The following is a 25197-nucleotide window of genomic DNA, read 5'->3' as shown; positions in this document are numbered from 1 at the left end:
CAGGCAAGCCAGCTCCCACATTTTGATGTGCGATCACCTTCAAATGTAGGAGCTGGCTTGCCTGCGATGGGGCCGTGAATCCAACTCAACCCGGTGTCAGGCACTCCGGCCCATTCAGTTTCGGATCATTGACCATATTGGCCAACACCCGCTCGCGCAACGCAGCCGGCTCACTGGCCAGCAAACCCTGCAACACCGGCAACGGCGTCTGCGGATTCAGCCACGCCTCCTGCCCCGCCGCATCCAGGATCAACGGCCGCCGCTGACTCTGCGCCGCCTGGGTCACCACCGCGGTGCTCAGCCACACCTGTTCCTGCACCGGATACGCTTCCCAGATCGCCGCAAAAAACAGCGTCGAGCCCTCGCCCGGCGTCAGCCAGTACGGACGCTTGCGCTGGGTGCCGCGCCATTCGTAAAACCCGTTGGCGGGCAGCAGGCAGCGGCGCTGGCGGAAGGCTTCGCGGAACATCGGTTGCTCGGCCAGGGTTTCGGCGCGGGCGTGGGCCGGGGTACGGGAAAGGTCAGTCAGCCAGGGCGGCGTCAGGCCCCAGCGCGCCCGCGCCAAGGTGCGCTGGCCTTCGCTCAAGCGCTGAATCAGCACCGAATCATTCGGGGAGATGTTCCACTGCGCCTGCTGGTCGGCCGGGAAGCCCGGCAAGGCAGCAAACGTAGGGTTCCAGCGAAACAGGGCATAACGTCCACACATGGGGTAACACGACTCTTGGGTAAACCGACCGACAGCCTAACAGACCAATACGTCGGGAAAGCTGTCGGGTTCGTCGCCGGGCAACGGTTGCGCACCGATGTAGGCCGTAATCAGCTCACGGGCGTAAACGGCCTGGTCGTTGTCCACCTCCAGGCCCAGCAGGCCGAAAATCGGCAATTCGCCGGTACCGCCGAGCAAATGGCGCCCCACCAGGTGCGCCTCGATGCCCTCGCTGGCGAGCATTTGTTGCAGCAACTCGCCTTCCATCAGGTTTTCCGGTTCATAGATTCGCTGCATGCGCGTACCTGTTACTCGTTTTCGCTGCGGACCGTGAGCATCCATTCGTCATCGTGTACCTGCAGATCAAAGATTATTGGCCGGCAACACACCGGGCAGTCTTCAATGTATGACTGATCGCCGCCGGAAAGGTCCAGCACGGCCTCAGCCGGCTCACCACAATAAGGACAATCGTACGACTCGGTTTCCAGCATCGCGGTCTCCCAGGTGACTTGTGCGTATAATCGCCGGTCTATTTACAGGGCTATTCACGGCAGAGCCAATATTGCGGCCGCACCCTGATATTTCCTTTACTTACACTAGCCGTTTCTAACAAGAGAGCATGATGGGCGAATTCGATACCATCCGACCTTACAACGACAGCGAAGTCCCGGCAGTGCTGGCGCGTCTGTTCAGTGACAAGGCCTTTCTGGACATCCTGACCCACTTCCGCTTCCCGCGCTTTGCCGGCGCCCTGGGCTGGCTGCTCAAGCCGATGATCGCCCGCAAGCTGCGCCGCGAGTTCGCCGGTGTCACCACCGTGGCCACGCTGCAGGACAAAGTCGAATATTACGTCGACCACACCATTGACCGCGCAACCGACGGGGTGACGTACACCGGCGTCGAACAGCTGAAGTCGGGCACCGCCTACCTGTTTCTGGCCAACCATCGCGACATCGTGATGGACCCCGCCTTCGTCAACTACGCCGTGTACCACGCCGGCCTGCCGACGCCGCGCATTGCCATTGGCGACAACCTGCTGCAAAAGCCGTTTGTCAGCGACCTGATGCGCCTGAACAAGAGCTTCATCGTGCACCGCTCGATCACCGGGCGAAAGGAAAAGATGGCGGCGTATAACCTGCTGTCGGCCTACATCAACCATTCGATCCGCAACGACTGTCAGTCGATCTGGATCGCCCAGGCCGAAGGCCGGGCCAAGGATGGCGACGATCGCACCGAGTCGGCGATCCTCAAGATGTTTCACGTCAGCCGCAAGGATGAGCCGTTTGCCGAGGTGATCCAGTCGCTGAACCTGACGCCGGTGTCGATCAGCTACGAATACGACCCCTGCGACACGGCCAAGGCCCGCGAACTGTATATCCGCGCCACCACCGGCACCTACAGCAAGGCGCCGGGCGAGGATGATGTGAGCATCGCCCTGGGCATCACCGGCTACAAGGGCCGTGTGCATGTGAACTTTGCGCCGCCGATCACCGAGCGTTTCGAGGACACCAAGTTGCTGGCGGTGGAAATGGACCGGCAGATTCTCGGCGGCTATCGCCTGTTCCCGGTGCATTACCTGGCGTACGCGCAGTGGAGCGACGCCGACCCGCAATTGCAGGTGCCGACGGCGGCCGAGGTGTTCCCGGCCGACGAGCTGGCCAAGGCGCAAGCGGAGTGGGAACGGCGCTTGAGTGAGTGCCCGGCCGAGCACCGGCCGTATCTGGTGGTGCAGTACGCGACGCCGGTGAGGAATCAATATCGGGTTAAAGCCGGGATTGCACTGTAAACACCGAAGCAAAATGTGGGAGCGGGCTTGCACGCGAAAGCGCGGGTTCAGTCAAGGATGTATCGACTGAGACCCTGCCTTCGCGGGCAAGCCCGCTCCCACATTTGTTTTGTGGTGTTTTTTAGAGGTGAGTACTGAGCCAGGACGTGGCCAGCGCCAGCCCGAGGCAGGCAAACCCTAAGCGATAAGCCAGACGATGCGCCCGTTCGGTGCGCACATCCAGAAACAACATCGGCTGGTCAATCGCGCGATCTTCGCTTTGCGCGGTCAGATCGGCCAGTGCGCGCTGCTCGCGCAAACGGGTGATGAACAGCAGCGCTGCGCCTGGGCAGGCCACCAGTAGAGCCACAACATTGATCAGCAGTGCAGGCAGCGCCATCGCAAACCTCAGTCGTACAGTGTGCTGGTATCAATTCAGATACAAACCTGAGTGATATTGGCCTCCTGCCGCTGAAACGTTCCGTCCCCCAAGTACGATCAATGTATCCATTAATTTACAGCGTCACCTGAACGTCACCTTAACAAGCCACGCTGTTGCCCTTCGAACATCCGGGAGCTTGTCATGCTGCATGCGCAAAACCAGGATCGGCTGTATTTGATCGCCCCAAACGATGAGCAAGAGGCGCTGGTTGGCGCACTCGCCTTCAACGTCCAGGATCGCCACTGGCTGGTGTATTGCGCGCTGGGCGGGCACCAGCACGCCGACCTGCCGGAGCTGGACCTGCTCACCGGTGTGAGTGTGCTGGACTTTTATGTCGAAACCGCGGCTTGAAGCGACAGGCGTAAAAAAACCGGGCTCATCGCTGAGCCCGGTTTTTTTATGCAGGGTTACTGCGCGCTGAGCAGTTGGCCGATGCTTGGGTCTTTGAACAGGCGAGTCAGGGCGTCACTGAGGACGTCGCTGACCAGCTTGGTGTTGGTCTCTTGATTGGGCGACATGCCGAAACGCTGATTCAGCGATGCGCCGTAGCGGCCGCTGTAGCGACGGGTGCCGGCACTGACGTCGGACTTGAACGTCGCGCCAATGGAGGCTTCAGTCACGTACAAGCCTTCTTTGGGCGACTGGTATTTCAGTTCGGCCAGGGTGATGGTCAGCTGAGGCGCGCCCGGCGAGTTGGCCGGTGTGAAGCCCAACAGGCGCACGGCGGCTTCGGCCTGGGCCTGCAGCTTGGGCAGCACGTCTTGACCGGTGACCGAAATAAGCGCGGTCTCAGGGTACAGCCCACCACGCGAACCCAGCGTCGGCGACGGACGACCGTCCACCACACGCACCGATACCGGCTGGCCGTGACCGACAGGCGCCAGCTGCGCGGTGACTTTAGGTTGCGGGCTGAGTTGTTGCGGGCTGTTGGCGCAGCCAACCAGGGTCAAACTGGTCACAGTGATCAAACCGAACAACAGGCGTTGCAACATACTCATTTCTCCAGGACTAGATGCAAACAGGGCGCCAGTATAACGGTGCATGCGCGCCACTCACCAGCCATCCTGAACGGCAGCTGAAGGCATGTTCAAATTACAATTTCGCATAAATCCGTCATTCCAATGTCATGCCACACTGGCAACCTTCAAGCATGTAACGCAACAGGTACAAAGCCATGCGCCTTCTCAAGTCATTGTTCATGCAACACACCCGTCATCGCCACTATGCGCTGCTTGATGCGCACGGCCATTGCCTGGCGTTCAAGCAGTGCAGCCTGCCGCCTGTCGGCGAAGGTTGGGTGGAAGTCTCGGAGACTCATCTGGGCTGGATGCACCGCCCGCTGCCGGCAAGCGCGCGGGTCACCCCGAAGGTTATGCACGCACAACCCCGGCATGCGTTGGCCTCCTGACCGAGACACGAATAAAAGTCATAAAACACGCCCATTTCCCCGGCGTTCTTCGCTACAATCTCCCCCCGATTATAAGGACGTCTCCTGATCGGGCCTCGCAGCATCGTTAATGCCTCGGTATTAACCCATGAATCGCCCACAGAGAGCCGCCCACACAGATCGAGTGAAGCTGGCGCGCTTGCTGTTTTCTTTGCAACCCACCCGCCTTACCGAATCTGCCAGAGCTGCCATTGCGCTCGGCCACTTGAGTTGTTTGCCCGTTTTGCCGCGTGTCGGCAGAGGTTTGCGGGCCAGGTGCCAGGCTGGGGCAGCCCTTTTTTGAGGTTCACGTCTTCAAAAGAGCGTGAAAAAACGGGTTTTCACAACTTCACAAGAGTGTGGCGAGCAAATGAATAGTTTGGCGTTTGTACAAGCACCATCAGCGTCTGGAACAGCCCAACCACACAGGACCGAGCACTCCTCAAACACCGGAGCTTGAGCCTGTCCGCTACGGATTGGTTGCACAAATCGCACGCTTTGACCATAAGTCGAATTGCCACAGGCGCCTATGAATGCGTTCATAGGCAGATTAGCCCGGCAGGAAGCGTGTGCTGAAGTTGCAAAGAATTGCGAATCGGACATGGCGATCCTGGCCATGGGTAATCTGGGGCAACACGTGAACCGCCCCGTCACTCCTGGCAGCCATGCCGTCAATTTGGTGCTGCAGATTTTGGAGACGCGTTAAATGGCGCATAACGAAGCAGTCGACGTAGTACTGGTAGGGGCCGGCATCATGAGTGCCACCCTGGCCGTACTGCTCAAAGAGCTCGACCCCGGCCTCAAGCTGGAAGTCGTTGAGCTGATGGATTCGGGTGCCGCGGAAAGTTCCAACCCGTGGAACAACGCCGGTACCGGTCACGCCGGGCTGTGTGAGCTGAACTACACACCGCAGGCCGCTGACGGCTCCATCGATATCAAGAAAGCCGTGCACATCAACACCCAGTTCGAGGTGTCGAAGCAGTTCTGGGCGTACCTGACCAAAAAAGGCACCTTTGGCTCGTCCAAATCCTTTATCAGCCCGGTGCCGCACCTGAGCTTCGTGCAGGGCGACAAGGGCGTGTCCTTCCTCAAGAAGCGCTTTGAAACCCTCAGCCAGCACCACGCGTTCTCGGACATGCACTACACCGAAGACCGCAGCGAGATGGCCGAGTGGATGCCGCTGATGATGCCGGGCCGCCCGCTCGACGAAAAAATCGCTGCCACCCGCGTGATGAATGGCACCGACGTCAACTTCGGCGCCCTGACCAATCAATTGCTGTCGCACCTGACCAGCGCACCGGATGCCCAGGTCAAGTACTGCAAGCGCGTCACTGGCCTCAAGCGCAACGGTGCGGGCTGGACCGTGAGCATCAAGGACGTCAACAGCGGCAACAGCCGTGAAGTCGACGCCAAGTTCGTGTTCCTCGGCGCCGGTGGCGCGGCCCTGCCGCTGCTGCAAGCCTCGGGCATCGAAGAAAGCAAAGGCTTCGGCGGCTTCCCGGTCAGCGGCCAGTGGCTGCGTTGCGACAACCCGGAGGTGGTCAAGCACCACCAGGCCAAGGTCTACAGCCAGGCCGCGGTAGGTTCGCCGCCGATGTCCGTGCCGCACCTGGACACCCGCGTGGTGGATGGCAAGAAGTCCCTGCTGTTCGGGCCCTATGCCGGCTTTACCACCAAGTTCCTCAAGCACGGCTCGTTCCTGGACCTGCCAATGTCGATTCGCGCCGGCAACATCGGCCCGATGCTGGCCGTGGCTCGCGACAACATGGACCTGACCAAGTACCTGGTCAGCGAAGTGCGCCAATCCATGGAGCAGCGCCTGGAATCCCTGCGCCGCTTCTACCCTGAGGCGAAAGCCGAAGACTGGCGCCTGGAAGTGGCCGGTCAGCGGGTGCAGATCATCAAGAAAGACCCGAAAAAAGGCGGCGTGCTGCAATTTGGCACCGAGCTGGTTGCAGCCAAAGACGGCTCGCTGGCCGCTCTGCTGGGCGCGTCTCCAGGGGCTTCGGTGACCGTGTCGATCATGCTGGAACTGATCGAGCGCTGCTTCCCGCAAAAGGCTGCGGGCGAGTGGGCGGCCAAACTGCACGAGATCTTCCCGGCGCGCGAAAAAGTCCTGGAGACCGATGCCGAGCTGTATCGCAAGATCAATACGCAGAACAACATCAGCCTGGAACTGGTTGAGCAAAGCAACGAAGCCGAAAGCTACGCATAAGGCTTCGACGCAATAAAAAACGCCCCGCTCTCGGCATGAGAACGGGGCGTTTTTGTGTGGCTTGGATAATCAGCCGCGAGCGTTGTCGATCAGCTCAATGTACTCGGCGGCGTTACGCTGATCCTTGATCAGGTCAACGAAGGTCTGGCCATGCTCGTCCTTGCCGTCCAGATCCAGGCCGGCTTCCTTGAAAAAGCCCAGGAACCGCGCGAAGTCGTCGATACGCAAGCCACGGTAGGCTTTGATCAGTTTGTGCAGGGACGGTGAAGTTGCGTCAACCGGCTCGAAGTCCAGGAACAACTTGATCTGGTCGTCGCCAATCTCGTCACCAATCACCTGTTTCTTATCTTTACGCATTACCGACTCCAGCCTGCAGACATTACACGGGAAACGCAGTTTACCTGCGGCACACACGCTTCGGAAGCGACCAAGAACCTATGGGGGAGCTGGCTTGCCTGCGATGGCGGTGCATCAGTGACAGTTGGGCGCACTGACCCGCCACCATCGCAGCATAAAAGGCCGCCACAAAAGCTCGCCTGCTACAGATTTTGTGTTCGCCAACAGTTGTGTAGATACCTGCGGTCCCACTATTTAGCGCGAACGGCGCCGGTGTGCAGGTCGGCCCAAATGTGCCCATTGGCATAGCTGAGGAACTGCACATACACCGTGTCGTTGCGTAGCAGGTCGACGATCACGCGGTACTGGGCCATCGGGTAAGACAAGGTCAGGGTCTTACTGCTCTCATCGAACACCGGCTTTTTCAGGCTTTTGCTTTCGGCGTCAAAATTGAGCACCACCTGGGCGATGGTCGCGCCTTTGTTCAAGGGTTTGCCCTTGAGGCGAATCATCAGCGGCGACGTCACCGGGATCGGCTGCTGAGTCGATTGACGCTGATTGCCAACCACCACCGCATATTCGGTGATTTGCAGCAGTTGCTGCTGATCGGGCGTGGCGGCACGCAAGGTGAGGTCGTCGGGCGGCAGGAACTGGCTGTGCATCGGCGCAGGCGCCGCAGCCAGCGGCAAGCTGAGGGTCAACGCCAGGGCGGCGCAGGTGCGTTTCAACAGGCTCATGGGCCGCTCCGAGAGAGATGGCCGAGCACTGTAGCTCAATCGAACTGGGCGAGCATCCAGCGTCGATACTCGGCAACGCCGGCATCGCCTTCGTGTGGCGCCCAGTCAGCCAACTCGCCCTCGCCTACGGGTCGATACGGCCCGGCCTTGCATTCAAACATCACGCTGTCGGGCTCCAGCACCACCAGGCCGTGAAATACGCCGGGCGGCAGGTCGACACCTGCACACTCGCCGCCCGCCCGCAGGACGCGCTTGGCGATCACCTCACCGGTTTCGCTGAAAACCAGCAGGCCCAGGGTGCCCTTGAGCACCATCAGGGTCTCTGCCTTGTCTGCACTCAGGTGCCGATGCGGCGGCACATAGGTGTCGGGTTGCATGCCAACGGCCAGGCGATGGCAAGGCTCTTCCATCTGATGAAAGTTATGATGGTGCCGGCCACGGGGGCTGGCGGCCGCTTTCTCGGCCAGTTCGGTGAACAGTGTTTGATCAAGAAAGCGGACCATGGCTTACATCCCTTTGACGGCGAAGATCCCATTGGCATTACGCCAGTAGCCTTTGTAGTCCATGCCGTAACCGAAAATGTAGCGGTCGATGCATGGCAGACCGACGTAATCGGCTTTCAGGTCCGGACGTGCTTTGCGGTCATGGTCTTTGTCGATCAGCACGGCGGTGTGCACTTTGCGCGCGCCGGCGTGTTTGCAGAAGTCGATGATCGCGCCCAGGGTGTGCCCTTCATCGAGGATGTCGTCGATGATCAGCACGTCGCGGTCGATGAACGAGACTTCCGGCTTGGCTTTCCAGAACAGGTCGCCGCCGCTGGTTTCGTTGCGATAACGGGTGGCGTGCAGATAGGAGGCTTCCAGCGGGAACTGCAGGTGAGTCAGCAGTTTGCCGGCGAAGATCAGGCCACCGTTCATCACGCAAAAGACCACCGGGTTGGTGTCGGCCATTTCGCGGGTGATGTGCGCGCCGACCTTGGCGATCGCCTCTTCGACTTGCGCTTCGGTGTACAGGCAGTCAGCCTCGCGCATGATTTGACGGATATGCTCGAGATCAGCGGACATGGCGCTCTCCAAGGGGGTGCTGTGGCAAGAAAAGCGGGCAAAGGTACGCATGTGAGGCGCAACGATCAAGCCTTAATGGACTAACGTACTAGATGTCTATAGGACAACACCCTCGGATAGATTAATCTAGGCCGGTTTTTTTGCCCGCCGCCGGAGCTTTTCCCATGCCCACTCGCGAGATCCGCCACCCGCTGATCAGACACAAACTCGGCCTTATGCGCCGTGCCGACATTAGCACGAAGAACTTCCGTGAGCTTGCTCAGGAAGTCGGAGCGCTGCTCACTTACGAAGCAACCAAAGATTTGCCCCTGGAAACCTACGAGATTCCTGGTTGGGCCGGCCCCGTCCAGGTCGAGAAAATCGCCGGTAAGAAAATCACCGTGGTACCGATCCTGCGCGCCGGTATCGGCATGCTCGAGGGCGTGCTCAGCCTGATCCCGGGCGCCAAAGTCAGCGCCGTCGGCGTGGCCCGTAATGAGGAAACCTTGCAGGCTCACACCTACCTGGAAAAACTCGTTCCGGAAATCAACGAGCGCCTGGCGATGATCATCGACCCGATGCTCGCCACCGGCAGTTCCATGGTCGCCACCATCGACCTGCTGAAAAAAGCCGGCTGCAAAGACATCCGCGCCATGGTGCTGGTGGCTGCGCCCGAAGGCATCGCTGCCGTCGAGAAGGCCCACCCGGACGTGCAGATCTACACCGCGTCCATCGATGAGCGCCTGAACGAACACGGCTACATCATCCCAGGCCTGGGCGATGCCGGTGACAAGATCTTCGGCACCAAGCAGAAGGACGCGTGAGCATGCAGGATGATTTCAACGACCCGCTTTGGCGCCAGATCCTGTCTGGCGCACAGATGCTCTTCGTAGCATTTGGCGCGTTGGTGTTGATGCCGCTGATCACAGGTCTTGATCCAAACGTCGCACTGTTTACCGCTGGCCTGGGCACGTTGCTGTTCCAGGTGGTAACAGGGCGGCAGGTGCCGGTATTCCTGGCATCGAGCTTTGCGTTTATCACTCCGATCATTCTCGCCAAGGGCCAGTTCGGCCTCGCGGCGACCATGGGCGGGGTGATGGCGGCCGGTTTCGTTTATACCTTCCTCGGCCTGGCAGTGAAGGTCAAAGGCACCGGTTTCATCGACCGGCTGCTGCCGCCGGTGGTCATCGGCCCGGTGATCATTTCCATCGGCCTGGCCATGGCGCCGATTGCCGCCAACATGGCAATGGGCAAAGCCGGGGATGGCAGCGAGCTGATCCATTACCAGACGGCGATGCTGATCTCGATGCCGGCGCTGCTGACCACGTTGATCGTGGCGGTGTTCGGCAAAGGCATATTCCGCCTGGTGCCGATCATTTCCGGTGTGCTGGTGGGCTTTGCCATGTCGTTCTACTTTGGTGTAGTCGACACGGCGAAGATCGCCGCTGCGCCCTGGTTCGCCCTGCCCCACTTCACCGCGCCGGAGTTCAACTGGCAGGCGATTCTGTTCATCGTCCCGGTGGCCCTGGCCCCGGCGATCGAGCATATCGGCGGTGTAATTGCGGTGGGCAGCGTGACCGGGCGCGACTACCTGAAGAAACCTGGCCTGCATCGCACGCTATTGGGTGACGGCATTGCCACCACGGCCGCCGGCCTGTTTGGCGGCCCGCCGAATACCACCTACGCCGAAGTGACCGGCGCGGTGATGCTGACCAAGAACTACAACCCGAAAATCATGACCTGGGCGGCGGTATTTGCCATCAGCCTGGCGTTTATCGGTAAGTTCGGCGCACTGCTGCAAAGCATCCCGGTGCCGGTGATGGGCGGCATTCTGTGCCTGCTGTTCGGCTCGATTGCGGCGGTGGGCATGAACACGCTGATCCGCCACAAGATCGACCTCGGCGAGGCGCGCAATCTGGTGATTGTGTCGGTGACCCTGGTGTTCGGGATTGGCGGTGTGCTGGTCGGCACCGGCACCGGCCCGGATGATTTCGGCCTCAAGGGCATTGCCCTGTGCGCGGTGGTAGCGATTGGTTTGAACCTGCTGCTGCCGGGCAATGATGGCTGGAAGAACAAGAAGCCGGATGAGCCGCTGATCTAACTGCCAACGCAACACGAATGTGGGAGCGGGCTTGCTCGGGAATGCAGTGTGTCATTGAGCACATCAGTGACTGAACCCCTGCATTCGCGAGCAAGCCCGCTCCCACATTTTTTAAGCTTCAGTGTGGCTTAGAGCTCGCCCAACGCATCAATCAGCGCCTGGTTCTGCTCAGGCGTGCCAATACTGATCCGCAGGAACTGGGCAATCCGCTCCTGCTTGAAGTGCCGCACAATCACCCCCTGCTCCCGCACTTTGGCCGCCAGCCCGGCAGCGTCGTGCCCTGGATGCCGAGCAAAGATGAAGTTGGCCGCAGACGGCAGTACGTCAAACCCCTTGGCTTCCAGTTGCGCCACCAGCTTTTCACGGCTGTCGATCACCAATTGGCAGGTCTTCTGGAAGTACTCACGGTCTTCAAACGCCGCCGCCGCGCCGACAATCGCCAAGCGATCCAGCGGGTAGGAGTTGAAGCTGTTCTTGACCCGCTCCAGCGCCTCGATCAGGTCCGGATGCCCCACCGCCAGGCCTACACGCAGACCGGCCAGTGAGCGCGATTTGGACAGGGTCTGGGTCACCAGCAGGTTCGGGTAACGGTCTACCAGGCTGATAGCGGTTTCGCCGCCGAAGTCGATATAGGCTTCATCGACCACCACCACCGAGTCCGGGCTGGCCTTGAGGATTTGCTCCACCGCGTCCAGCGCCAGTACGCAGCCGGTAGGCGCGTTCGGGTTGGGGAAGATGATCCCGCCATTGGGCTTCGCGTAGTCGGCCACACGAATCTGGAACTGCTCGTCCAGCGGCACCGGTTCAGACGTGATGCCGTAGAGCCCGCAGTAGACCGGATAGAAGCTGTAGCTGATGTCCGGGAACAACAACGGCAAGTCGTGCTGGAACAGGCCGTGGAAGATGTGCGCCAGGACTTCATCGGAACCGTTACCGAGAAAGACCTTGCCGGCGTCGATTCCGTAATACTTGGCTACCGCCTGCTTGAGCAGGTCGCTGTTGGGGTCCGGGTACAGGCGCAAGTTGTCGTTCAACTCGACCTGCATTGCCGCGAGCGCCTTGGGCGATGGGCCGTAGGGGTTCTCGTTGGTGTTGAGCTTGACCAGCTTGGTCAGCTTCGGCTGCTCGCCGGGCACGTACGGCACGAGATCCTTGACGAAGGGGCTCCAGAATTTGCTCATGTCTCAGTTCCCCTCTTCAAGGATGCGGTATTCGGCGCTGCGGGCGTGAGCGCTCAGGGACTCACCACGGGCCAGCACCGAGGCGGTCTTGCCCAGCTCGGAAGCGCCTTGTGGCGAGCAGAAGATGATCGAGGAGCGCTTCTGGAAGTCATAAACGCCGAGCGGCGACGAGAAACGCGCGGTGCCGGAGGTCGGCAGCACGTGGTTCGGGCCGGCGCAGTAGTCGCCCAGGGCTTCACTGGTGTGGCGGCCCATGAAGATCGCGCCAGCGTGGCGAATCGACGGCAGCCAGGCTTGTGGGTCGGCCACGGACAACTCCAGGTGCTCCGGCGCGATGCGGTTGGCCACCTCGATGGCCTGCTCCATGTCGCGTACCAGGATCAGCGCGCCCCGGCCATTGATCGACTTCTCGATGATCTCGGCGCGATCCATGGTTGGCAGCAGCTTGTCGATGCTGGCGGCGACCTTGTCGAGGAACTCGGCGTCGGGGCTGACCAGGATCGCCTGGGCATCCTCGTCATGCTCGGCCTGGGAGAACAGGTCCATGGCGATCCAGTCCGGGTCGGTCTGGCCGTCACATACCACGAGGATTTCCGAAGGGCCGGCGATCATGTCGATGCCGACCTGGCCAAATACATGGCGCTTGGCCGTGGCTACGTAAATGTTGCCCGGGCCGACCACTTTGTCGACCTTCGGCACACTTTCGGTGCCGTAGGCCAGGGCCGCGACAGCTTGAGCGCCGCCGATGGTGAACACGCGGTCAACCCCGGCGATGCACGCGGCAGCCAGCACCAGCTCGTTGATTTCGCCACGCGGCGTTGGCACGACCATGACCACTTCGGTCACGCCCGCCACTTTGGCCGGGATAGCGTTCATCAACACCGACGACGGGTACGAAGCTTTACCGCCCGGCACGTACAGCCCCGCGCGGTCCAGCGGCGTGACCTTCTGGCCCAGCACGGTGCCGTCGGCCTCGGTGTAGCTCCAGGAATCCTGTTTCTGTTTTTCGTGGTAGCTGCGTACGCGTGCCGCTGCCACTTCCAGGGCTTCACGCTGCGGCGCGGTAATGCGTGTGAGGGCCAGCTCCAGGCGCTCGCGCGGCAGGATCAGGTCGGACATCGACGCGACGTCGAGGCCGTCGAACTGGCGGGTGAAATCCACCAGCGCCGCATCACCGCGCTCGCGCACGGCCTTGATGATGTCGAGCACCCGCTGGTTGACCGAGTCGTCGGACACGCTTTCCCAGCTCAGCAGATGATCCAGATGATGGGCGAAATCCGGGTCGGCAGCGTTGAGTCGGGCAATTGCAGTGGACGTGGTCATAGCGAGGGCCTCATAGGATTGGCAAAAATGCTCAGGCGCCGAACGTTAGCAGTCGATCCGCTTGGGCACCTGAGAATTCTGGCTATGAGGCGGATAGACGGGCGCGACCTAGGGTCGCGCAGGTGAGTCAACCGCGGTGTCGAGACTCCACTGCCTTGCGCAGGGTTTCGATCAACGCCTGGATACGGGCGTGTTGCATTTTCATCGAAGCTTTGTTGACGATCAGTCGCGAGCTGATGTCGGCAATGAAATCCTGAGGCTCAAGACCGTTGGCACGCAGCGTGTTGCCGGTGTCGACTACGTCGATGATCTTGTCGGCCAGGCCGATCAGCGGTGCCAGTTCCATCGAGCCGTAGAGCTTGATGATGTCGACCTGGCGACCCTGCTCGGCATAGTAACGCTTGGCAACGTTGACGAACTTGGTCGCCACGCGCAGGCGGCCTTTGGGTTCGACGTCACCGACACGGCCGGCGGTCATCAGCTTGCACAGGGCAATACGCAGGTCCAATGGCTCGTACAGGCCCTGGCCGCCGTATTCCATCAACACGTCTTTACCCGCGACACCGAGGTCGGCCGCGCCATGTTCAACGTAAGTCGGCACGTCAGTGGCACGCACGATCAGCAGGCGAACGTCGTCCTGGGTCGTGGGGATGATCAGCTTGCGGCTCTTGTCCGGATTCTCGGTCGGCACGATGCCCGCTTCAGCCAGAAGCGGCAAAGTGTCGTCAAGGATGCGGCCCTTGGACAGTGCGATGGTCAACATGGGAAACGTCAGTCCTTCATCAGGCTATTGCTGTCCGGTCGCAGACGGCGCCAGACACAGATCGAGGCCATTACAGCCTCGATTTGAAACAAATTCAGCAGGGACACACTCAGTTAACAGCAAAACACCATCCCGTGGCGAGCGGGCTTGTCCAACGCTGGACTGCATGGCAGTCCCGTCTTGGAGGGCGCTACGCGTCCGGCACGACGACTCGACAAGCCCGTTCGCCACAGTGACGGTGTTTACCGCTACTGCGACTAGCCCGGTACGCGGCGGATCTTGGCGCCGAGCATCTGCAGTTTCTCTTCGATGCACTCGTAACCACGGTCTATGTGGTAGATGCGGTCGATCAGCGTGTCGCCGTCAGCGCACAGTGCCGAGATGACCAGGCTGGCCGACGCGCGCAGGTCGGTAGCCATCACTGGCGCGCCCTTGAGCTTGTCGATACCGGTGACGATGGCGGTGTTGCCTTCGACCTGGATCTTGGCGCCCATGCGGTGCAGTTCATACACGTGCATGAAGCGGTTTTCGAAAATGGTTTCGATCACGGCACCGGTGCCTTCGGCAATCGCGTTCAAGGAAATGAACTGCGCTTGCATGTCGGTCGGGAACGCCGGGTAAGGAGCGGTCCGCACGTTGACGGCTTTTGGCCGCTTGCCGTGCATGTTCAGCTCGATCCAGTCGGCACCGGTGGTGATTTCAGCACCGGCTTCCTTGAGTTTTTCCAGGACGGCTTCAAGGATGGTCGGATCGGTGTCCTTGACCTTGACGCGGCCACCTGTAACGGCAGCAGCCACCAGGTAGGTGCCGGTCTCGATACGGTCCGGCATCACTTTATAAGTGGCCGAGTGCAGACGCTTAACACCGTCGATGGTGATGGTGTCAGTGCCGGCGCCGGTGATATTGGCACCCATGGCGATCAGGAAGTTGGCCAGGTCGACTACTTCCGGCTCGCGCGCGGCGTTTTGCAGGACGCTGCGGCCGTTGGCCAGGGCTGCGGCCATCATGATGTTCTCGGTACCGGTCACGCTGACGGTATCAAAGAAGAAGTTGGCACCACGCAGGCCGCCTTCCGGCGCCTTGGCCTTGATGTAGCCGCCTTCGACGTCGATGGTTGCGCCCATGGCCTCAAGGCCACGGATGTGCAGGTCGACCGGACGCGAACCGATGGCGCAACCGCCAGGCAGTGCCACTTCGGCCTCACCGAAACGGGCAACCATAGGGCCCAGCACCAGGATCGATGCGCGCATGGTTTTCACCAGCTCGTACGGAGCGATCAGAGTCTTGATGGTGCGCGGGTCGATTTCGACGGACAGTTTCTCGTCGATCACAGGCTCAATGCCCATGCGACCGAACAGCTCGATCATGGTGGTGATGTCGTGCAAGTGCGGCAGGTTGGCCACAGTCACCGGGCCATCGCACAGCAGGGTCGCTGCCAGAATCGGCAAGGCAGAGTTTTTCGCACCGGAAATGCGGATCTCGCCATCAAGGCGGGCACCGCCGGTAATAATCAATTTATCCATAAGAATCTCGACGCCTTGGGGGCTCAGGTGCGCTCGGCCCAGGCCGCGCGGCTGAAAAATTTCATAGTGACCGCGTGGATGCTGCCATCGGTGATCCACGGGTTTAAATGGGCATAGATCTGCTGTTGACGCTTGACCGGGCTCAATGCCGCCAGTTCATCGCTAATCACGTTCAGCTGGAAATTGCAGCCTTCGCCTTCAACTTCTACGTTCGTTTCGGGCAGCTTTCCTTCAAGGAAGCTTTTAACTTCTAGGGCCTGCATGCTCAACCTCTATCGGCGCCCAGTGCGCACGGGTCGCACATCATACAAAAAAGCCCCGCGCCTGCGAACCCCGCATAGCAGGACTCTGACGGGGGGCTTCCTTGATATTGGCTATTAAGGATGCGCCAGAAGCTCGGTCAGACCGGAAACTTCGGCAATTTCGCGCATGTCCTCAGGCAACGCACGGATGCTGACCGGCTTTTTGACCGCCTCGGCATCACGCATGAAGCACAGCAACAATGACAAACCGACGCTGCTGGACTTGGTCACTGCCGAGCAGTCCAGCACCAGCGCAGGCGCGTTGCTGCTGTTGATCAGCGCCTGGCCCTGCTTGCGCAGGTCAGGCCCGGAGCGGTAATCGAGCACGCCGCTCAGAAATAACTCGCCAGCGTCGCCAAGCCGAACAGCCGACTCGGTCATTGCGCAGGCTTCCCGGCAGCTTGTTTGTCGGTTTCTTCCTTGGCCTTGGCGACTTCACCGGCCCAACCATTGATGGTTTTGTTCAGGTCGTTGCCATTGCGCTGCATGGCGTCAGCGAACTGATCGCGGAACAGCTTGCCAATGTTGATGCCGTTGATGATCACGTTGCGCAGTTTCCACTCGCCTTTGACCTTCTCCAGCGTGTACTGCACAGGGTAGACGGCGCCGTTGGTGCCTTTGACGGTCATGTTGACGCTGGTGCGGTCACCTGACTCATCCCCGGCCGGAGCAACGGTAATCCCCTGGTTGTTGTATTCCAGCAGGGCATTACCGTAGAACTGGAACAGGCCCTTTTTGAAGTTTTCCTGGAAGGTCTGCATCTGCGCAGGCGTTGCCTTGCGCGAATACTTGACCGTCATGATGCTGCGGGAAATGCCTTCGGCATCAACCACTGGCCCGACAATGGTGTTGAGCGCATCGTAGAACTTGCTTGGGTCTTGCTTGTACTGCTCTTTATTGGCAGTCAGGTCAGCCAACATTTTGTTGGTCGTGTCCTGCACCAGATCGTGCGCAGAACCCGCCGCGTTGGCCATCAAGGGCAGCGCTGCAAGCAGCACCAGCAGGCCACGTCGCAAGGTAGAGATCATGAACAGATTCCTCATTTGGCGTCTTTATTGACCGTATTGAGCAGGAATTTACCGATCAAGTCTTCAAGCACCAGCGACGACTGTGTGTCGTGGATTGTCGAACCATCCTTGAGCAGGGCTGTTTCCCCGCCCACGCTGACGCCGATGTACTTCTCGCCCAGCAGACCCGCAGTGAGAATAGATGCAGTGGAGTCAGTCGGCAGATTATCTACCTTCTTGTCTACCTGCATGGTTACTCGCCCGGTGAAGCTGTCGCGATCCAGATCGATTGCCGTGACCTTGCCGATGGTCACACCGGCCATGGTCACTTTAGCTCTGACAGTCAAACCGGCGATATTGTCGAAGTAAGCGTAAAGTTTATAAGTATCGGCGGTCGGGCTGGCCGAAAGGCCACTGACTCGCAGGGCCAGCAACAGTAAAGCCAGGATGCCAGCCAGCAAGAAAAGGCCGACACCGATTTCCACAGTGCGGTTTTGCATCAGAAATCTCCAAACATCAAGGCGGTCAAAATGAAGTCAAGGCCCAGTACCGCCAGCGAGGCGTACACAACGGTCTTGGTGGTGGCGCGACTGATCCCCTCTGAAGTGGGCTCACAGTCATAGCCTTGGAATACGGCGATCCAGGTCACTACAAAGGCGAAAACGATGCTTTTGATGATGCCATTGAGCACGTCGCCGCTGAAGGTCACGCTGTTTTGCATGTTGCCCCAGTACGAGCCGTCATAGACGCCCAACCAGTCAACCGCCACCCACGAACCGCCCCAGATGCCTACCACGCTGAAAATCATCGCCAGCAGTGGCAGGGAAATGAAGCCGGCCCACAGGCGCGGGGCAACGATGTACTTGAGCGGGTCCACGCCAATCATTTCCAGGCTGGACAACTGCTCGGTAGACTTCATATTGCCGATCTCGGCAGTCAGCGCAGAACCTGCGCGCCCGGCAAACAGCAAGGCGGTGACCACCGGGCCCAGTTCACGCAACAGCGTCAGGGCGACCATCTGCCCCACTGCCTGCTCCGAGCCGTAGCTGGAGAGGATGTTGAACCCCTGCAACGCCAGCACCATGCCGATGAAAATCCCGGAAACCACGATGATGACCAGGGACATCACGCCCACGGAGTGCAGTTGTTTGAGCAGCAGGCCAAAGCCGCCACCAATGCCGCCGCGACCGAGCAACGCGTGAAACAGGAAAATCGTCGAACGCCCAAGCACTTCGACCATGTCGATGCCCGAGCGACCGAAAAGGCGAACCTTTTCGATGAGAGATGTCTTGCGCATCAGCGCTTCCCCAGAAGATCTGAGCGGTAGTCCGCTGCCGGAAAATGAAAAGGCACCGGGCCATCGGGATCGCCGGTCATGAATTGGCGAATACGCGGGTTGTCAGCGTTCATCAGCTCTTCAGGCGTGCCCTGCCCCAGCACCTGACCATCGCCTACTACATAAAGGTAGTCGGCGATGCTCGCGGTTTCAGCCAGGTCGTGGGACACCACGATACTGGTGATGCCGAGCGCATCGTTGAGCAGGCGGATCAACCGCACCAACACGCCCATGGCGATGGGGTCCTGACCGACGAAAGGCTCGTCATACATGAGAATCTGCGGATCGAGAGCAATGGCACGCGCCAAAGCGACACGGCGCTTCATGCCGCCGGACAATTCATCAGGCATCAGGTCGATGGCGCCGCGAAGGCCAACGGCCTGCAGTTTCAGCAACACGATGTCACGAATCATTTCATCGGACAGCTGGGTATGCACCCGCAGCGGAAACGCCACGTTTTCGAAAACATCGAGGTCGGTGAACAAGGCGCCGCTCTGGAACAGCACGCCCATGTGCTTGCGGGCATCGAACAGATCGCTGCGCGACAGCGTCGGCAGGTTCTGGCCGTTGACCCACACTTCGCCGGCGCTAGGGCGCAATTGCATGCCCATCAGGCGCAACAGGGTGGTCTTGCCGCAACCGGAAGGCCCCATGATGCCCGTGACTTTACCGCGGGGAATGCGAATATCGACGTTATTGAAGATGCTGCGCGTCCCGCGCTTGAAGGTAAGGCCCTTCAGCTCGACCGCGTAGGCGTTATCGGCACTCATCTAATCTCCTTGGGATGCAGCCTTTCACTCAGACACCATGTTTGCGACATTCGTTTGCAATGGTCGCGCAATAGTTTGCAACGGGTGCGCATTATTTAGTCACATGGGTTGGGCGGACCGAACTGGCGGCGAACTATATCACTGCTGGTACAGAGCCCCCAAGGCCGGAACAGCGCTCGTTCAGATTCGGGACAGGGAAAAAAACCCTGCCGGGCATGATTCTCTTGCTCAAGCAGAATAAACCCTGACGAACTTGCGTGAGGGAATTGATCATTACCGCTATAATCGCCGACTTTTCGTCAGGCTATACGATTTCAGACATGAGCCAATCCAGCGACCTTATTCAATCCGCACAACGCACCATCCGTCTCGAGCTAGAAGCCGTAGAAGGCTTGCTGGCCCATATCGACGCGGATTTCGTACGTGCCTGCGAGATGATTCTGGCCAGCAAAGGCCGCGTTGTCGTGGTTGGCATGGGCAAGTCAGGCCACGTCGGCAACAAGATTGCCGCTACGTTGGCCAGCACCGGAACCACGGCTTTTTTCGTACACCCGGCCGAAGCCAGCCACGGTGACATGGGCATGATCACCAAGGATGACATCATCCTGGCATTGTCTAACTCCGGCACCACCAACGAAATCGTGACCCTGCTGCCGCTGATCAAGCGCCTGGGCATCAAGATGGTCAGTATTACCGGCAACCCGGATTCGACACTGGCCAAGGCCGCGGAAGTGAACTTGAATGTTCACGTCGCCCACGAGGCCTGCCCGCTGAACCTGGCGCCGACGTCCTCGACCACCGCTGCCCTGGTGATGGGCGATGCCTTGGCCGTGGCGCTCTTGGAGGCCCGCGGTTTTACCGCTGAAGATTTCGCGTTTTCGCATCCAGGCGGCGCTCTCGGCCGTCGCTTGCTGCTGAAAGTGGAAAACGTCATGCATTCGGGCGATGAACTGCCCCACGTCCAGCGCGGCACCCTGCTAAAGGACGCGCTGATGGAAATGACCCTCAAACGCCTGGGCATGACTGTCATTCTGGAGTCCGACGGGCGTCTGGCCGGCGTTTTCACTGACGGTGACCTGCGCCGTACGCTGGACCGCAATCTCGACATTCAAACGGCGACGATCGATGAAGTCATGACCCCTCACGGCAAGACCGCACGCCCGGAAATGCTCGCGGCCGAAGCGTTGAAGATCATGGAAGACCACAAGATTCTTGCGCTGGTAGTCGTCGACGGCGACGATCACCCGGTTGGCGCCCTGAACATGCACGACTTGCTGCGTGCGGGAGTGATGTAAATGACCAGCGACCTGCTGCAACGCGGTAAACACATCAAACTGGCGATTTTCGACGTCGATGGCGTGCTGACCGACGGCCGCCTGTACTTCCTCGAAGATGGCAGTGAATTCAAGACGTTCAACACCCTCGACGGCCAAGGCATCAAAATGTTGATGGCCGCGGGCGTGCAAACTGCGATTATCAGCGGTCGAAAAACACCGGTTGTGGAACGCCGTGCACAAAACCTGGGTATTCCTCACCTGTATCAGGGCCGTGAGGATAAACTGGTGGTTCTGGACGAGCTTCTTGGCCAACTCAACCTAAGCTATGAGCAGGTCGCCTACTTGGGCGATGACCTGCCCGACCTCCCGGTTATCCGCCGCGTAGGTCTGGGCATGGCCGTTGCCAATGCGGCGACCTTTGTTCGCGAGCACGCCCATGGCATCACCACGGCCCGTGGCGGCGAAGGTGCCGCCCGCGAGTTCTGTGAATTGATCCTGCGTGCCCAGGGCAGCCTTGAAGCGGCACACGCCGCCTACTTATAGAGCGTTTTATGCTGAGCAAAAAGATTCGCAATTTCCTGCTGTTCGGGGTCATCGCCGCGCTGTTTCTGGCGGTAGGCTACTGGAATATCAGCCCCGAACGCTTTCTCGACAGGTCTGGCGCGCAGGTTGACGAAGGCGCTATCGACTATTACGCCATCAATGCCTACAGCGTGCAGTTCCTGCCGGATGGCAAGCTTCAATACGAGATGAACTCGGACAAAGTCGAGCACTTGAAGTCGTCCGATGTCACGTTGCTGACCAACCCGGACATGAACTTGTACCGCGGCACTGAGTTCCCTTGGCATGTCACCAGCAAGCATGGCGAAGTCAACCCGGACGGCACTCAGGTAGAACTGATCGACTCGGTACGTGTTGCACGTACTGACGATAAGAACCGCGACACTATTATTACCAGCAGTCGCATGACCGTTTTCCCACAACAGCAATATGCGCAGACCGAGCAAGACGTTAGAATCGACGGCGCTGGCGGTGTATCGACTGGCAAGGGAATGAAAGCGTATTTGAAAGAAAGCAGGATACACCTGCTATCGAACGTAAGAGGACAGTATGAGGCTCGTTAAAACCCTCCCTATTTTGCTCGGTCTGGGCGCAGCACTGGGAAGCGTGAGCGCCTGGGCTCTGCCGAACGATAGCCAGCAACCGATCCACATTCAGGCTGACGATGCGCAGCTGGATGACAAGCAAGGCGTTGCAACCTATACCGGCGCCGTGATCATCACCCAAGGTTCGATGAAGATTACCGGCAACACGGTGACGCTCACGCGTACGCCTGCGGGTGACATCGACGTGGTGACTTCGGTGGGTAACCTGGCCTATTTCGAACAGAGGCAGGCTGCTGCAGATCCTGCTCCGATGAAGGGCTACGGCAAGACCATCCAGTATCACGCCCAGCAGAACCGTATCATCCTGATCGATCAGGCCAGGGTTGTGAGCAGCGACGGCAATACCACGGACGGTGAGAAAATCACCTATGACACCGTGAAGCAGATCGCTCAGGCTGGTCGTGCCACCGGCGCGAAGATCGGCACGCCGAAGCCGCGTATCGACATGGTTATCCAGCCCAAGCAGAAAGACGCTGCCGCTCAGCCTGCGGCTAAACCCGCTGCGAAGAAGGCGAACTAATGGCAACCCTCAAAGCCCAGCATCTGGCCAAGGCTTACAAAAGCCGTCAGGTCGTGCGCGACGTCAGCCTGTCGATCGACAGTGGCCAGATCGTCGGCCTGCTCGGCCCTAACGGTGCCGGCAAAACCACATGCTTCTATATGATCGTCGGGCTGGTCCAGGCGGATCAGGGCCGTGTATTGATCGACGACCTCGACGTGAGCCACCAGCCAATGCACGGTCGCGCACGCGCAGGTATCGGCTATCTCCCCCAGGAGGCGTCGATCTTTCGCAAACTGTCGGTGTCGGACAACATCATGGCGATCCTCGAGACCCGCAAGGAACTCGACCGTGACGGCCGCCGCAAGGAGCTGGAAAGCCTGCTTCAGGAATTCCACATCAACCACATTCGCGACAACCTCGGCATGAGCCTGTCCGGTGGTGAGCGCCGTCGCGTGGAAATCGCACGTGCACTGGCAACCGCACCGAAGTTCATCCTGCTGGACGAACCGTTTGCCGGCGTTGACCCGATCTCGGTCGGCGATATCAAACAGATCATCCATCACCTCAAAGCCAAGGGCATCGGCGTGTTGATCACTGACCACAACGTCCGTGAAACCCTCGATATCTGTGAGACGGCTTATATCGTCAACGATGGCCAGTTGATCGCCGAAGGCGATTCCGCCACCATCCTGGCTAACGAACTGGTCAAGGAAGTGTACCTGGGCCACGAGTTCCGCCTGTAAGCATCGTGGTGTCACGGCTGTTCGCCAAGGCGCGCGGGAGTCAATAAAAACCTCGTTTTTTTATTGTTACCGCGCTCTAGGCAAAGCCCCCGACATCAGGCATATAATTTGCTTATGTTTGGCGCTCACGCGCCCTGTCGTGGATGGCGCATTGCGCCGGCGAATAAGGTGTTAAGCCCCTGCCATGAAACCATCGCTAGTCCTGAGAATGGGCCAGCAGCTGACGATGACACCGCAGCTGCAACAGGCCATCCGCCTGCTCCAATTGTCGACCCTGGACCTGCAACAGGAAATCCAGGAGGCCCTGGAGTCCAATCCGATGCTCGAACGCCAGGAAGAAGGCGACGACTTCGATAATGCAGACCCGCTGGCCGACAACATCGAGCAAAAACCCAACTCCGACGTGCAGGAACCCTCCTACCAGGAAACCGCCCCAACGGTGGATAACCTTGAGGAAGGCGAATGGAACGAACGCATTCCCAACGACCTCCCCGTGGATACCGCGTGGGAAGACGTTTACCAGACCAGCGCCAGCAGCCTGCCCAGCAATGACGATGACGAATGGGATTTCACCACCCGCACGTCCGCTGGCGAAAGCCTGCAAAGCCATTTGCTGTGGCAACTTAACCTCGCGCCGATGTCCGACACCGATCGCCTGATCGCTGTCACCCTGATCGACTGCATTAATAACCAGGGCTACCTGGACGAAACCCTTGATGAAATTCTCGAGGCCTTCGACCCGGAATTGGACATCGAGCTGGACGAAATCGAAGCCGTCCTTCACCGCATTCAACAGTTTGAGCCCGCCGGCATTGGCGCCCGCACCCTCAGCGAGTGCCTGCTGCTGCAATTGCGTCAACTGCCCGCCAAGACACCTTGGCTCGCCGAGGCCCAGCGCCTGGTCACCGACTACATCGACCTGCTGGGCAGCCGCGACTACAGCCAGTTGATGCGCCGCATGAAGCTCAAGGAGGACGACCTGCGCCAGGTCATCGAGCTGGTACAGAGCCTCAATCCGCGCCCAGGCTCGCAAATCGAGTCCAGCGAAGCCGAATACGTCGTTCCCGACGTGATCGTTCGCAAGGACAACGAACGCTGGCTGGTGGAGCTTAACCAGGAATCGGTGCCACGTCTGCGCGTCAACCCACAATACGCAGGCTTTGTGCGCCGCGCCGACACCAGTGCCGACAACACCTTCATGCGCAACCAGTTGCAGGAAGCGCGCTGGTTCATCAAGAGCCTGCAAAGCCGCAACGAAACCCTGATGAAAGTGGCCACCCAGATCGTCGAGCACCAGCGCGGCTTCCTGGAATATGGCGACGAGGCAATGAAACCGTTGGTGCTGCATGACATCGCCGAGGCGGTAGGCATGCACGAATCAACGATTTCCCGGGTGACCACGCAGAAGTTCATGCATACCCCACGGGGTATTTATGAGTTGAAATACTTTTTCTCCAGCCATGTCAGCACCTCCGAAGGCGGCGAATGCTCGTCCACGGCGATCCGCGCGATCATCAAAAAACTGGTTGCTGCGGAAAATCAGAAAAAGCCGTTGAGTGACAGCAAGATCGCTGGTTTACTGGAGGCACAAGGCATTCAGGTCGCCCGTCGAACCGTCGCCAAGTACCGCGAGTCCCTCGGGATCGCGCCTTCCAGCGAGCGTAAGCGTTTGATGTGACGGGCGGGCCATAGCGTTCCAGTGGCGGGTATTCCTACCCGCCGCTTTATGCACTGGCAACGAAGGAGAAGCTGTATGCAAGTCAACATCAGTGGACACCAACTAGAAGTTACCAAGCCCCTGCGTGAGTACACCGAGAGCAAGCTGAACAAGCTTGCGGGGCATTTTGACAAGATCACCAACGTGCAGGTCATCATGGAGGTCGACAAGCTCAAGCAAAAAATCGAGGCCACCCTGCACGTACCGAATGCGAAGCTAGTCGCCAATGCGGAGCATGAAGACATGTACGCAGCGATTGACTCGCTCTACGACAAGCTGGACCGCCAACTCATAAAGCATAAGGAAAAGTATCTGCACCTGATGCAAGGTACAGGTCGTTAACTCTCCCCCATGATCCAACTTGAAACCATCCTGACCCCCGGCCGTTCACTCGTGAACGCGCCGGGCGGCAGCAAGAAGAAAGCCCTCGAACACATCGCTAACCTGATCAGCCGTGAAGTGCCTGAGCTGGATGAGCAAGTTGTGTTCAAGGCCCTGATTGACCGTGAAAAGCTGGGTTCGACCGGTTTTGGTAACGGCATCGCCATTCCTCACTGCCGCCTTGAAGGCTGCACTTCGCCCGTAAGTGCACTTTTACACCTGCAAGAAAAAATCGATTTTGATGCCATCGACGGCGCCCCGGTTGACCTGCTGTTCGTTCTGCTGGTCCCGCAGGCCGCCACCGATGCACACCTGGAGCTGCTCCGGCAGATCGCCAGCATGCTCGACCGCAAGGAAGTACGCGACAAACTGCGCAGTGCCAGCAGCAACGAGGCGCTCTATCAGGTTGTCCTGGATGAACAAAACAGGCAGTAA

The 25197-nt window shown here is 59.4% G+C and carries 33 protein-coding genes; 14 read left to right on the top strand and 19 right to left on the bottom strand.

The features are described 5' to 3' along the window. Nucleotides 1-85: 85 nt before the first annotated feature. Genes AACU78_RS27250 through AACU78_RS27240 form a run of 3 tightly spaced genes read right to left on the bottom strand, consistent with a single transcriptional unit; the run spans nt 86 to nt 1197 of the window. Nucleotides 86-706, bottom strand: a complete 621-nt coding sequence (locus AACU78_RS27250) for an SOS response-associated peptidase (RefSeq protein ID WP_106578702.1) — start codon at nt 704-706, stop codon at nt 86-88. Between the two features lie 36 nt (nt 707-742). Further along, nucleotides 743-1003 carry a putative signal transducing protein gene (locus AACU78_RS27245; RefSeq protein ID WP_106578701.1) on the bottom strand — a complete coding sequence of 87 codons (261 nt, stop codon included), beginning with the start codon at nt 1001-1003 and terminating at the stop codon, nt 743-745. A gap of 11 nt (nt 1004-1014) precedes the next feature. Continuing rightward, nucleotides 1015-1197 (bottom strand): CPXCG motif-containing cysteine-rich protein, encoded by a 183-nt coding sequence (locus AACU78_RS27240; RefSeq protein WP_106578700.1) that lies wholly within the window; start codon nt 1195-1197, stop codon nt 1015-1017. A 131-nt stretch (nt 1198-1328) separates the two neighbouring features. On the opposite strand from AACU78_RS27240, the gene AACU78_RS27235 reads away from it, so the two are divergent. Next, on the top strand, nt 1329-2492 hold the full coding sequence (locus AACU78_RS27235; RefSeq protein WP_177410108.1) for a 1-acyl-sn-glycerol-3-phosphate acyltransferase: 1164 nt from the start codon (nt 1329-1331) through the stop codon (nt 2490-2492). Nucleotides 2493-2613: 121 nt separating this feature from the next. On the opposite strand, the gene AACU78_RS27230 is transcribed toward AACU78_RS27235, so the two are convergent. Then, on the bottom strand, nt 2614-2871 hold the full coding sequence (locus tag AACU78_RS27230) for a hypothetical protein (protein ID WP_106578698.1): 258 nt from the start codon (nt 2869-2871) through the stop codon (nt 2614-2616). Between the two features lie 183 nt (nt 2872-3054). On the opposite strand from AACU78_RS27230, the gene AACU78_RS27225 reads away from it, so the two are divergent. After that, nucleotides 3055-3264, top strand: coding sequence for a hypothetical protein (locus AACU78_RS27225; protein ID WP_106578697.1), 210 nt, complete (start codon nt 3055-3057; stop codon nt 3262-3264). 56 nt (nt 3265-3320) lie between these two features. Here AACU78_RS27225 and AACU78_RS27220 read toward each other — a convergent pair whose 3' ends face one another. After that, nucleotides 3321-3905, bottom strand: a complete 585-nt coding sequence (locus AACU78_RS27220) for a YajG family lipoprotein (protein WP_064450736.1) — start codon at nt 3903-3905, stop codon at nt 3321-3323. A 182-nt stretch (nt 3906-4087) separates the two neighbouring features. On the opposite strand from AACU78_RS27220, the gene AACU78_RS27215 reads away from it, so the two are divergent. Both AACU78_RS27215 and mqo read left to right on the top strand, forming a co-directional pair. Further along, nucleotides 4088-4321 carry a hypothetical protein gene (locus tag AACU78_RS27215; protein ID WP_106578696.1) on the top strand — a complete coding sequence of 78 codons (234 nt, stop codon included), beginning with the start codon at nt 4088-4090 and terminating at the stop codon, nt 4319-4321. Nucleotides 4322-5045: 724 nt separating this feature from the next. Then, a complete protein-coding gene (gene mqo / locus AACU78_RS27210; RefSeq protein WP_106578695.1) occupies nt 5046-6554 on the top strand; it encodes a malate dehydrogenase (quinone) in 1509 nt (502 codons plus the stop codon). Between the two features lie 69 nt (nt 6555-6623). On the opposite strand, the gene AACU78_RS27205 is transcribed toward mqo, so the two are convergent. From AACU78_RS27205 to AACU78_RS27190, 4 genes are all read right to left on the bottom strand, one after another. Then, the gene (locus AACU78_RS27205) at nt 6624-6911 is read right to left on the bottom strand and encodes a PA4642 family protein (RefSeq protein WP_106578694.1); all 288 of its coding nucleotides are present in this window, start codon (nt 6909-6911) and stop codon (nt 6624-6626) included. Between the two features lie 230 nt (nt 6912-7141). Continuing rightward, nucleotides 7142-7627 carry a hypothetical protein gene (locus AACU78_RS27200; protein ID WP_106578693.1) on the bottom strand — a complete coding sequence of 162 codons (486 nt, stop codon included), beginning with the start codon at nt 7625-7627 and terminating at the stop codon, nt 7142-7144. 35 nt (nt 7628-7662) lie between these two features. Continuing rightward, nucleotides 7663-8130, bottom strand: coding sequence for a WbuC family cupin fold metalloprotein (locus AACU78_RS27195; protein ID WP_106578692.1), 468 nt, complete (start codon nt 8128-8130; stop codon nt 7663-7665). 3 nt (nt 8131-8133) lie between these two features. Next, complete coding sequence (locus AACU78_RS27190; protein ID WP_025856323.1) at nt 8134-8691, bottom strand: hypoxanthine-guanine phosphoribosyltransferase; 558 nt, start codon at nt 8689-8691, stop codon at nt 8134-8136. Nucleotides 8692-8855: 164 nt separating this feature from the next. Between AACU78_RS27190 and upp the strand changes: the two genes are divergently transcribed. Together upp and AACU78_RS27180 are read left to right on the top strand one after the other, a co-directional pair. After that, nucleotides 8856-9494: a uracil phosphoribosyltransferase gene (upp, locus tag AACU78_RS27185; protein WP_017138223.1), complete on the top strand. Its 639-nt coding sequence runs from the start codon at nt 8856-8858 to the stop codon at nt 9492-9494. A 2-nt stretch (nt 9495-9496) separates the two neighbouring features. Then, entirely contained in the window at nt 9497-10771 is a 1275-nt protein-coding gene (locus tag AACU78_RS27180) for a uracil-xanthine permease family protein (protein ID WP_106578691.1), read from the top strand. 128 nt (nt 10772-10899) lie between these two features. Here the strand turns inward: AACU78_RS27180 and hisC are convergent, their stop codons facing one another. The 10 genes from hisC to AACU78_RS27130 all read right to left on the bottom strand — a co-directional run bounded on the left by hisC (nt 10900) and on the right by AACU78_RS27130 (nt 18976). After that, entirely contained in the window at nt 10900-11952 is a 1053-nt protein-coding gene (gene hisC / locus AACU78_RS27175; protein WP_106578690.1) for a histidinol-phosphate transaminase, read from the bottom strand. A 3-nt stretch (nt 11953-11955) separates the two neighbouring features. Next, a complete protein-coding gene (gene hisD / locus AACU78_RS27170; protein WP_106578689.1) occupies nt 11956-13275 on the bottom strand; it encodes a histidinol dehydrogenase in 1320 nt (439 codons plus the stop codon). 127 nt (nt 13276-13402) lie between these two features. Next, nucleotides 13403-14038: an ATP phosphoribosyltransferase gene (gene hisG / locus AACU78_RS27165; RefSeq protein ID WP_106578688.1), complete on the bottom strand. Its 636-nt coding sequence runs from the start codon at nt 14036-14038 to the stop codon at nt 13403-13405. A 257-nt stretch (nt 14039-14295) separates the two neighbouring features. Further along, on the bottom strand, nt 14296-15561 hold the full coding sequence (murA, locus tag AACU78_RS27160) for a UDP-N-acetylglucosamine 1-carboxyvinyltransferase (protein ID WP_106578687.1): 1266 nt from the start codon (nt 15559-15561) through the stop codon (nt 14296-14298). Nucleotides 15562-15584: 23 nt separating this feature from the next. Next, nucleotides 15585-15824 carry a BolA family protein gene (locus AACU78_RS27155; protein ID WP_008434291.1) on the bottom strand — a complete coding sequence of 80 codons (240 nt, stop codon included), beginning with the start codon at nt 15822-15824 and terminating at the stop codon, nt 15585-15587. A 114-nt stretch (nt 15825-15938) separates the two neighbouring features. After that, nucleotides 15939-16244 carry an STAS domain-containing protein gene (locus AACU78_RS27150; protein WP_106578686.1) on the bottom strand — a complete coding sequence of 102 codons (306 nt, stop codon included), beginning with the start codon at nt 16242-16244 and terminating at the stop codon, nt 15939-15941. Then, nucleotides 16241-16891 carry an MlaC/ttg2D family ABC transporter substrate-binding protein gene (locus AACU78_RS27145; protein ID WP_106578685.1) on the bottom strand — a complete coding sequence of 217 codons (651 nt, stop codon included), beginning with the start codon at nt 16889-16891 and terminating at the stop codon, nt 16241-16243. Before AACU78_RS27145 ends, AACU78_RS27150 begins: the two co-directional genes overlap by 4 nt. 11 nt (nt 16892-16902) lie before the next feature. After that, on the bottom strand, nt 16903-17370 hold the full coding sequence (mlaD, locus tag AACU78_RS27140) for an outer membrane lipid asymmetry maintenance protein MlaD (protein ID WP_005784855.1): 468 nt from the start codon (nt 17368-17370) through the stop codon (nt 16903-16905). Next, nucleotides 17370-18167 carry a lipid asymmetry maintenance ABC transporter permease subunit MlaE gene (gene mlaE, locus AACU78_RS27135; protein WP_106578684.1) on the bottom strand — a complete coding sequence of 266 codons (798 nt, stop codon included), beginning with the start codon at nt 18165-18167 and terminating at the stop codon, nt 17370-17372. Before mlaE ends, mlaD begins: the two co-directional genes overlap by 1 nt. Then, nucleotides 18167-18976, bottom strand: coding sequence for an ATP-binding cassette domain-containing protein (locus tag AACU78_RS27130; RefSeq protein ID WP_003171811.1), 810 nt, complete (start codon nt 18974-18976; stop codon nt 18167-18169). Before AACU78_RS27130 ends, mlaE begins: the two co-directional genes overlap by 1 nt. A 320-nt stretch (nt 18977-19296) precedes the next feature. Here AACU78_RS27130 and AACU78_RS27125 point away from each other — a divergent pair, with 320 nt between their 5' ends. From AACU78_RS27125 to ptsN, 8 genes are all read left to right on the top strand, one after another. Then, entirely contained in the window at nt 19297-20271 is a 975-nt protein-coding gene (locus tag AACU78_RS27125) for a KpsF/GutQ family sugar-phosphate isomerase (RefSeq protein WP_106578683.1), read from the top strand. Continuing rightward, nucleotides 20272-20796, top strand: coding sequence for a KdsC family phosphatase (locus AACU78_RS27120; RefSeq protein ID WP_106578682.1), 525 nt, complete (start codon nt 20272-20274; stop codon nt 20794-20796). 8 nt (nt 20797-20804) lie between these two features. Next, entirely contained in the window at nt 20805-21377 is a 573-nt protein-coding gene (gene lptC / locus AACU78_RS27115) for an LPS export ABC transporter periplasmic protein LptC (RefSeq protein WP_106578681.1), read from the top strand. After that, on the top strand, nt 21364-21939 hold the full coding sequence (gene lptA / locus AACU78_RS27110; protein ID WP_106578680.1) for a lipopolysaccharide transport periplasmic protein LptA: 576 nt from the start codon (nt 21364-21366) through the stop codon (nt 21937-21939). The genes lptC and lptA overlap by 14 nt, the downstream gene beginning before the upstream one ends. After that, complete coding sequence (gene lptB, locus AACU78_RS27105) at nt 21939-22664, top strand: LPS export ABC transporter ATP-binding protein (RefSeq protein ID WP_016974288.1); 726 nt, start codon at nt 21939-21941, stop codon at nt 22662-22664. The genes lptA and lptB overlap by 1 nt, the downstream gene beginning before the upstream one ends. Before the next feature lie 184 nt (nt 22665-22848). After that, a complete protein-coding gene (locus AACU78_RS27100) occupies nt 22849-24342 on the top strand; it encodes an RNA polymerase factor sigma-54 (protein ID WP_106578679.1) in 1494 nt (497 codons plus the stop codon). Nucleotides 24343-24417: 75 nt separating this feature from the next. Further along, nucleotides 24418-24723, top strand: coding sequence for a ribosome hibernation-promoting factor, HPF/YfiA family (gene hpf, locus AACU78_RS27095; protein WP_106578678.1), 306 nt, complete (start codon nt 24418-24420; stop codon nt 24721-24723). 9 nt (nt 24724-24732) lie between these two features. Beyond that, on the top strand, nt 24733-25197 hold the full coding sequence (gene ptsN, locus AACU78_RS27090) for a PTS IIA-like nitrogen regulatory protein PtsN (RefSeq protein WP_058419319.1): 465 nt from the start codon (nt 24733-24735) through the stop codon (nt 25195-25197).

It is taken from the genome of Pseudomonas sp. R9.37, assembly GCF_963878885.1.
Lineage (GTDB): Bacteria > Pseudomonadota > Gammaproteobacteria > Pseudomonadales > Pseudomonadaceae > Aquipseudomonas.
This window is presented reverse-complemented; position numbering and strand designations above follow the sequence as displayed.

What these genes read in the sequence shown, in the direction of transcription:
- AACU78_RS27190 (WP_025856323.1), bottom strand. Translation starts at nt 8,691, where the DNA reads ATGTCCGCTGATCTCGAGCATATCCGTCAAATCATGCGCGAGGCTGAC.
- ptsN (WP_058419319.1), top strand. Translation starts at nt 24,733, where the DNA reads ATGATCCAACTTGAAACCATCCTGACCCCCGGCCGTTCACTCGTGAAC.
- mlaD (WP_005784855.1), bottom strand. Translation starts at nt 17,370, where the DNA reads ATGCAAAACCGCACTGTGGAAATCGGTGTCGGCCTTTTCTTGCTGGCT.
- lptA (WP_106578680.1), top strand. Translation starts at nt 21,364, where the DNA reads ATGAGGCTCGTTAAAACCCTCCCTATTTTGCTCGGTCTGGGCGCAGCA.
- AACU78_RS27145 (WP_106578685.1), bottom strand. Translation starts at nt 16,891, where the DNA reads ATGATCTCTACCTTGCGACGTGGCCTGCTGGTGCTGCTTGCAGCGCTG.
- murA (WP_106578687.1), bottom strand. Translation starts at nt 15,561, where the DNA reads ATGGATAAATTGATTATTACCGGCGGTGCCCGCCTTGATGGCGAGATC.
- upp (WP_017138223.1), top strand. Translation starts at nt 8,856, where the DNA reads ATGCCCACTCGCGAGATCCGCCACCCGCTGATCAGACACAAACTCGGC.
- hisD (WP_106578689.1), bottom strand. Translation starts at nt 13,275, where the DNA reads ATGACCACGTCCACTGCAATTGCCCGACTCAACGCTGCCGACCCGGAT.
- lptB (WP_016974288.1), top strand. Translation starts at nt 21,939, where the DNA reads ATGGCAACCCTCAAAGCCCAGCATCTGGCCAAGGCTTACAAAAGCCGT.
- AACU78_RS27180 (WP_106578691.1), top strand. Translation starts at nt 9,497, where the DNA reads ATGCAGGATGATTTCAACGACCCGCTTTGGCGCCAGATCCTGTCTGGC.
- AACU78_RS27120 (WP_106578682.1), top strand. Translation starts at nt 20,272, where the DNA reads ATGACCAGCGACCTGCTGCAACGCGGTAAACACATCAAACTGGCGATT.
- AACU78_RS27235 (WP_177410108.1), top strand. Translation starts at nt 1,329, where the DNA reads ATGGGCGAATTCGATACCATCCGACCTTACAACGACAGCGAAGTCCCG.
- hisG (WP_106578688.1), bottom strand. Translation starts at nt 14,038, where the DNA reads ATGTTGACCATCGCACTGTCCAAGGGCCGCATCCTTGACGACACTTTG.
- AACU78_RS27130 (WP_003171811.1), bottom strand. Translation starts at nt 18,976, where the DNA reads ATGAGTGCCGATAACGCCTACGCGGTCGAGCTGAAGGGCCTTACCTTC.
- mlaE (WP_106578684.1), bottom strand. Translation starts at nt 18,167, where the DNA reads ATGCGCAAGACATCTCTCATCGAAAAGGTTCGCCTTTTCGGTCGCTCG.
- AACU78_RS27250 (WP_106578702.1), bottom strand. Translation starts at nt 706, where the DNA reads ATGTGTGGACGTTATGCCCTGTTTCGCTGGAACCCTACGTTTGCTGCC.
- AACU78_RS27200 (WP_106578693.1), bottom strand. Translation starts at nt 7,627, where the DNA reads ATGAGCCTGTTGAAACGCACCTGCGCCGCCCTGGCGTTGACCCTCAGC.
- AACU78_RS27220 (WP_064450736.1), bottom strand. Translation starts at nt 3,905, where the DNA reads ATGTTGCAACGCCTGTTGTTCGGTTTGATCACTGTGACCAGTTTGACC.
- hpf (WP_106578678.1), top strand. Translation starts at nt 24,418, where the DNA reads ATGCAAGTCAACATCAGTGGACACCAACTAGAAGTTACCAAGCCCCTG.
- AACU78_RS27225 (WP_106578697.1), top strand. Translation starts at nt 3,055, where the DNA reads ATGCTGCATGCGCAAAACCAGGATCGGCTGTATTTGATCGCCCCAAAC.
- hisC (WP_106578690.1), bottom strand. Translation starts at nt 11,952, where the DNA reads ATGAGCAAATTCTGGAGCCCCTTCGTCAAGGATCTCGTGCCGTACGTG.
- AACU78_RS27100 (WP_106578679.1), top strand. Translation starts at nt 22,849, where the DNA reads ATGAAACCATCGCTAGTCCTGAGAATGGGCCAGCAGCTGACGATGACA.
- AACU78_RS27240 (WP_106578700.1), bottom strand. Translation starts at nt 1,197, where the DNA reads ATGCTGGAAACCGAGTCGTACGATTGTCCTTATTGTGGTGAGCCGGCT.
- AACU78_RS27230 (WP_106578698.1), bottom strand. Translation starts at nt 2,871, where the DNA reads ATGGCGCTGCCTGCACTGCTGATCAATGTTGTGGCTCTACTGGTGGCC.
- AACU78_RS27195 (WP_106578692.1), bottom strand. Translation starts at nt 8,130, where the DNA reads ATGGTCCGCTTTCTTGATCAAACACTGTTCACCGAACTGGCCGAGAAA.
- AACU78_RS27245 (WP_106578701.1), bottom strand. Translation starts at nt 1,003, where the DNA reads ATGCAGCGAATCTATGAACCGGAAAACCTGATGGAAGGCGAGTTGCTG.
- AACU78_RS27155 (WP_008434291.1), bottom strand. Translation starts at nt 15,824, where the DNA reads ATGCAGGCCCTAGAAGTTAAAAGCTTCCTTGAAGGAAAGCTGCCCGAA.
- mqo (WP_106578695.1), top strand. Translation starts at nt 5,046, where the DNA reads ATGGCGCATAACGAAGCAGTCGACGTAGTACTGGTAGGGGCCGGCATC.
- AACU78_RS27150 (WP_106578686.1), bottom strand. Translation starts at nt 16,244, where the DNA reads ATGACCGAGTCGGCTGTTCGGCTTGGCGACGCTGGCGAGTTATTTCTG.
- AACU78_RS27125 (WP_106578683.1), top strand. Translation starts at nt 19,297, where the DNA reads ATGAGCCAATCCAGCGACCTTATTCAATCCGCACAACGCACCATCCGT.
- AACU78_RS27205 (WP_106578694.1), bottom strand. Translation starts at nt 6,911, where the DNA reads ATGCGTAAAGATAAGAAACAGGTGATTGGTGACGAGATTGGCGACGAC.
- lptC (WP_106578681.1), top strand. Translation starts at nt 20,805, where the DNA reads ATGCTGAGCAAAAAGATTCGCAATTTCCTGCTGTTCGGGGTCATCGCC.
- AACU78_RS27215 (WP_106578696.1), top strand. Translation starts at nt 4,088, where the DNA reads ATGCGCCTTCTCAAGTCATTGTTCATGCAACACACCCGTCATCGCCAC.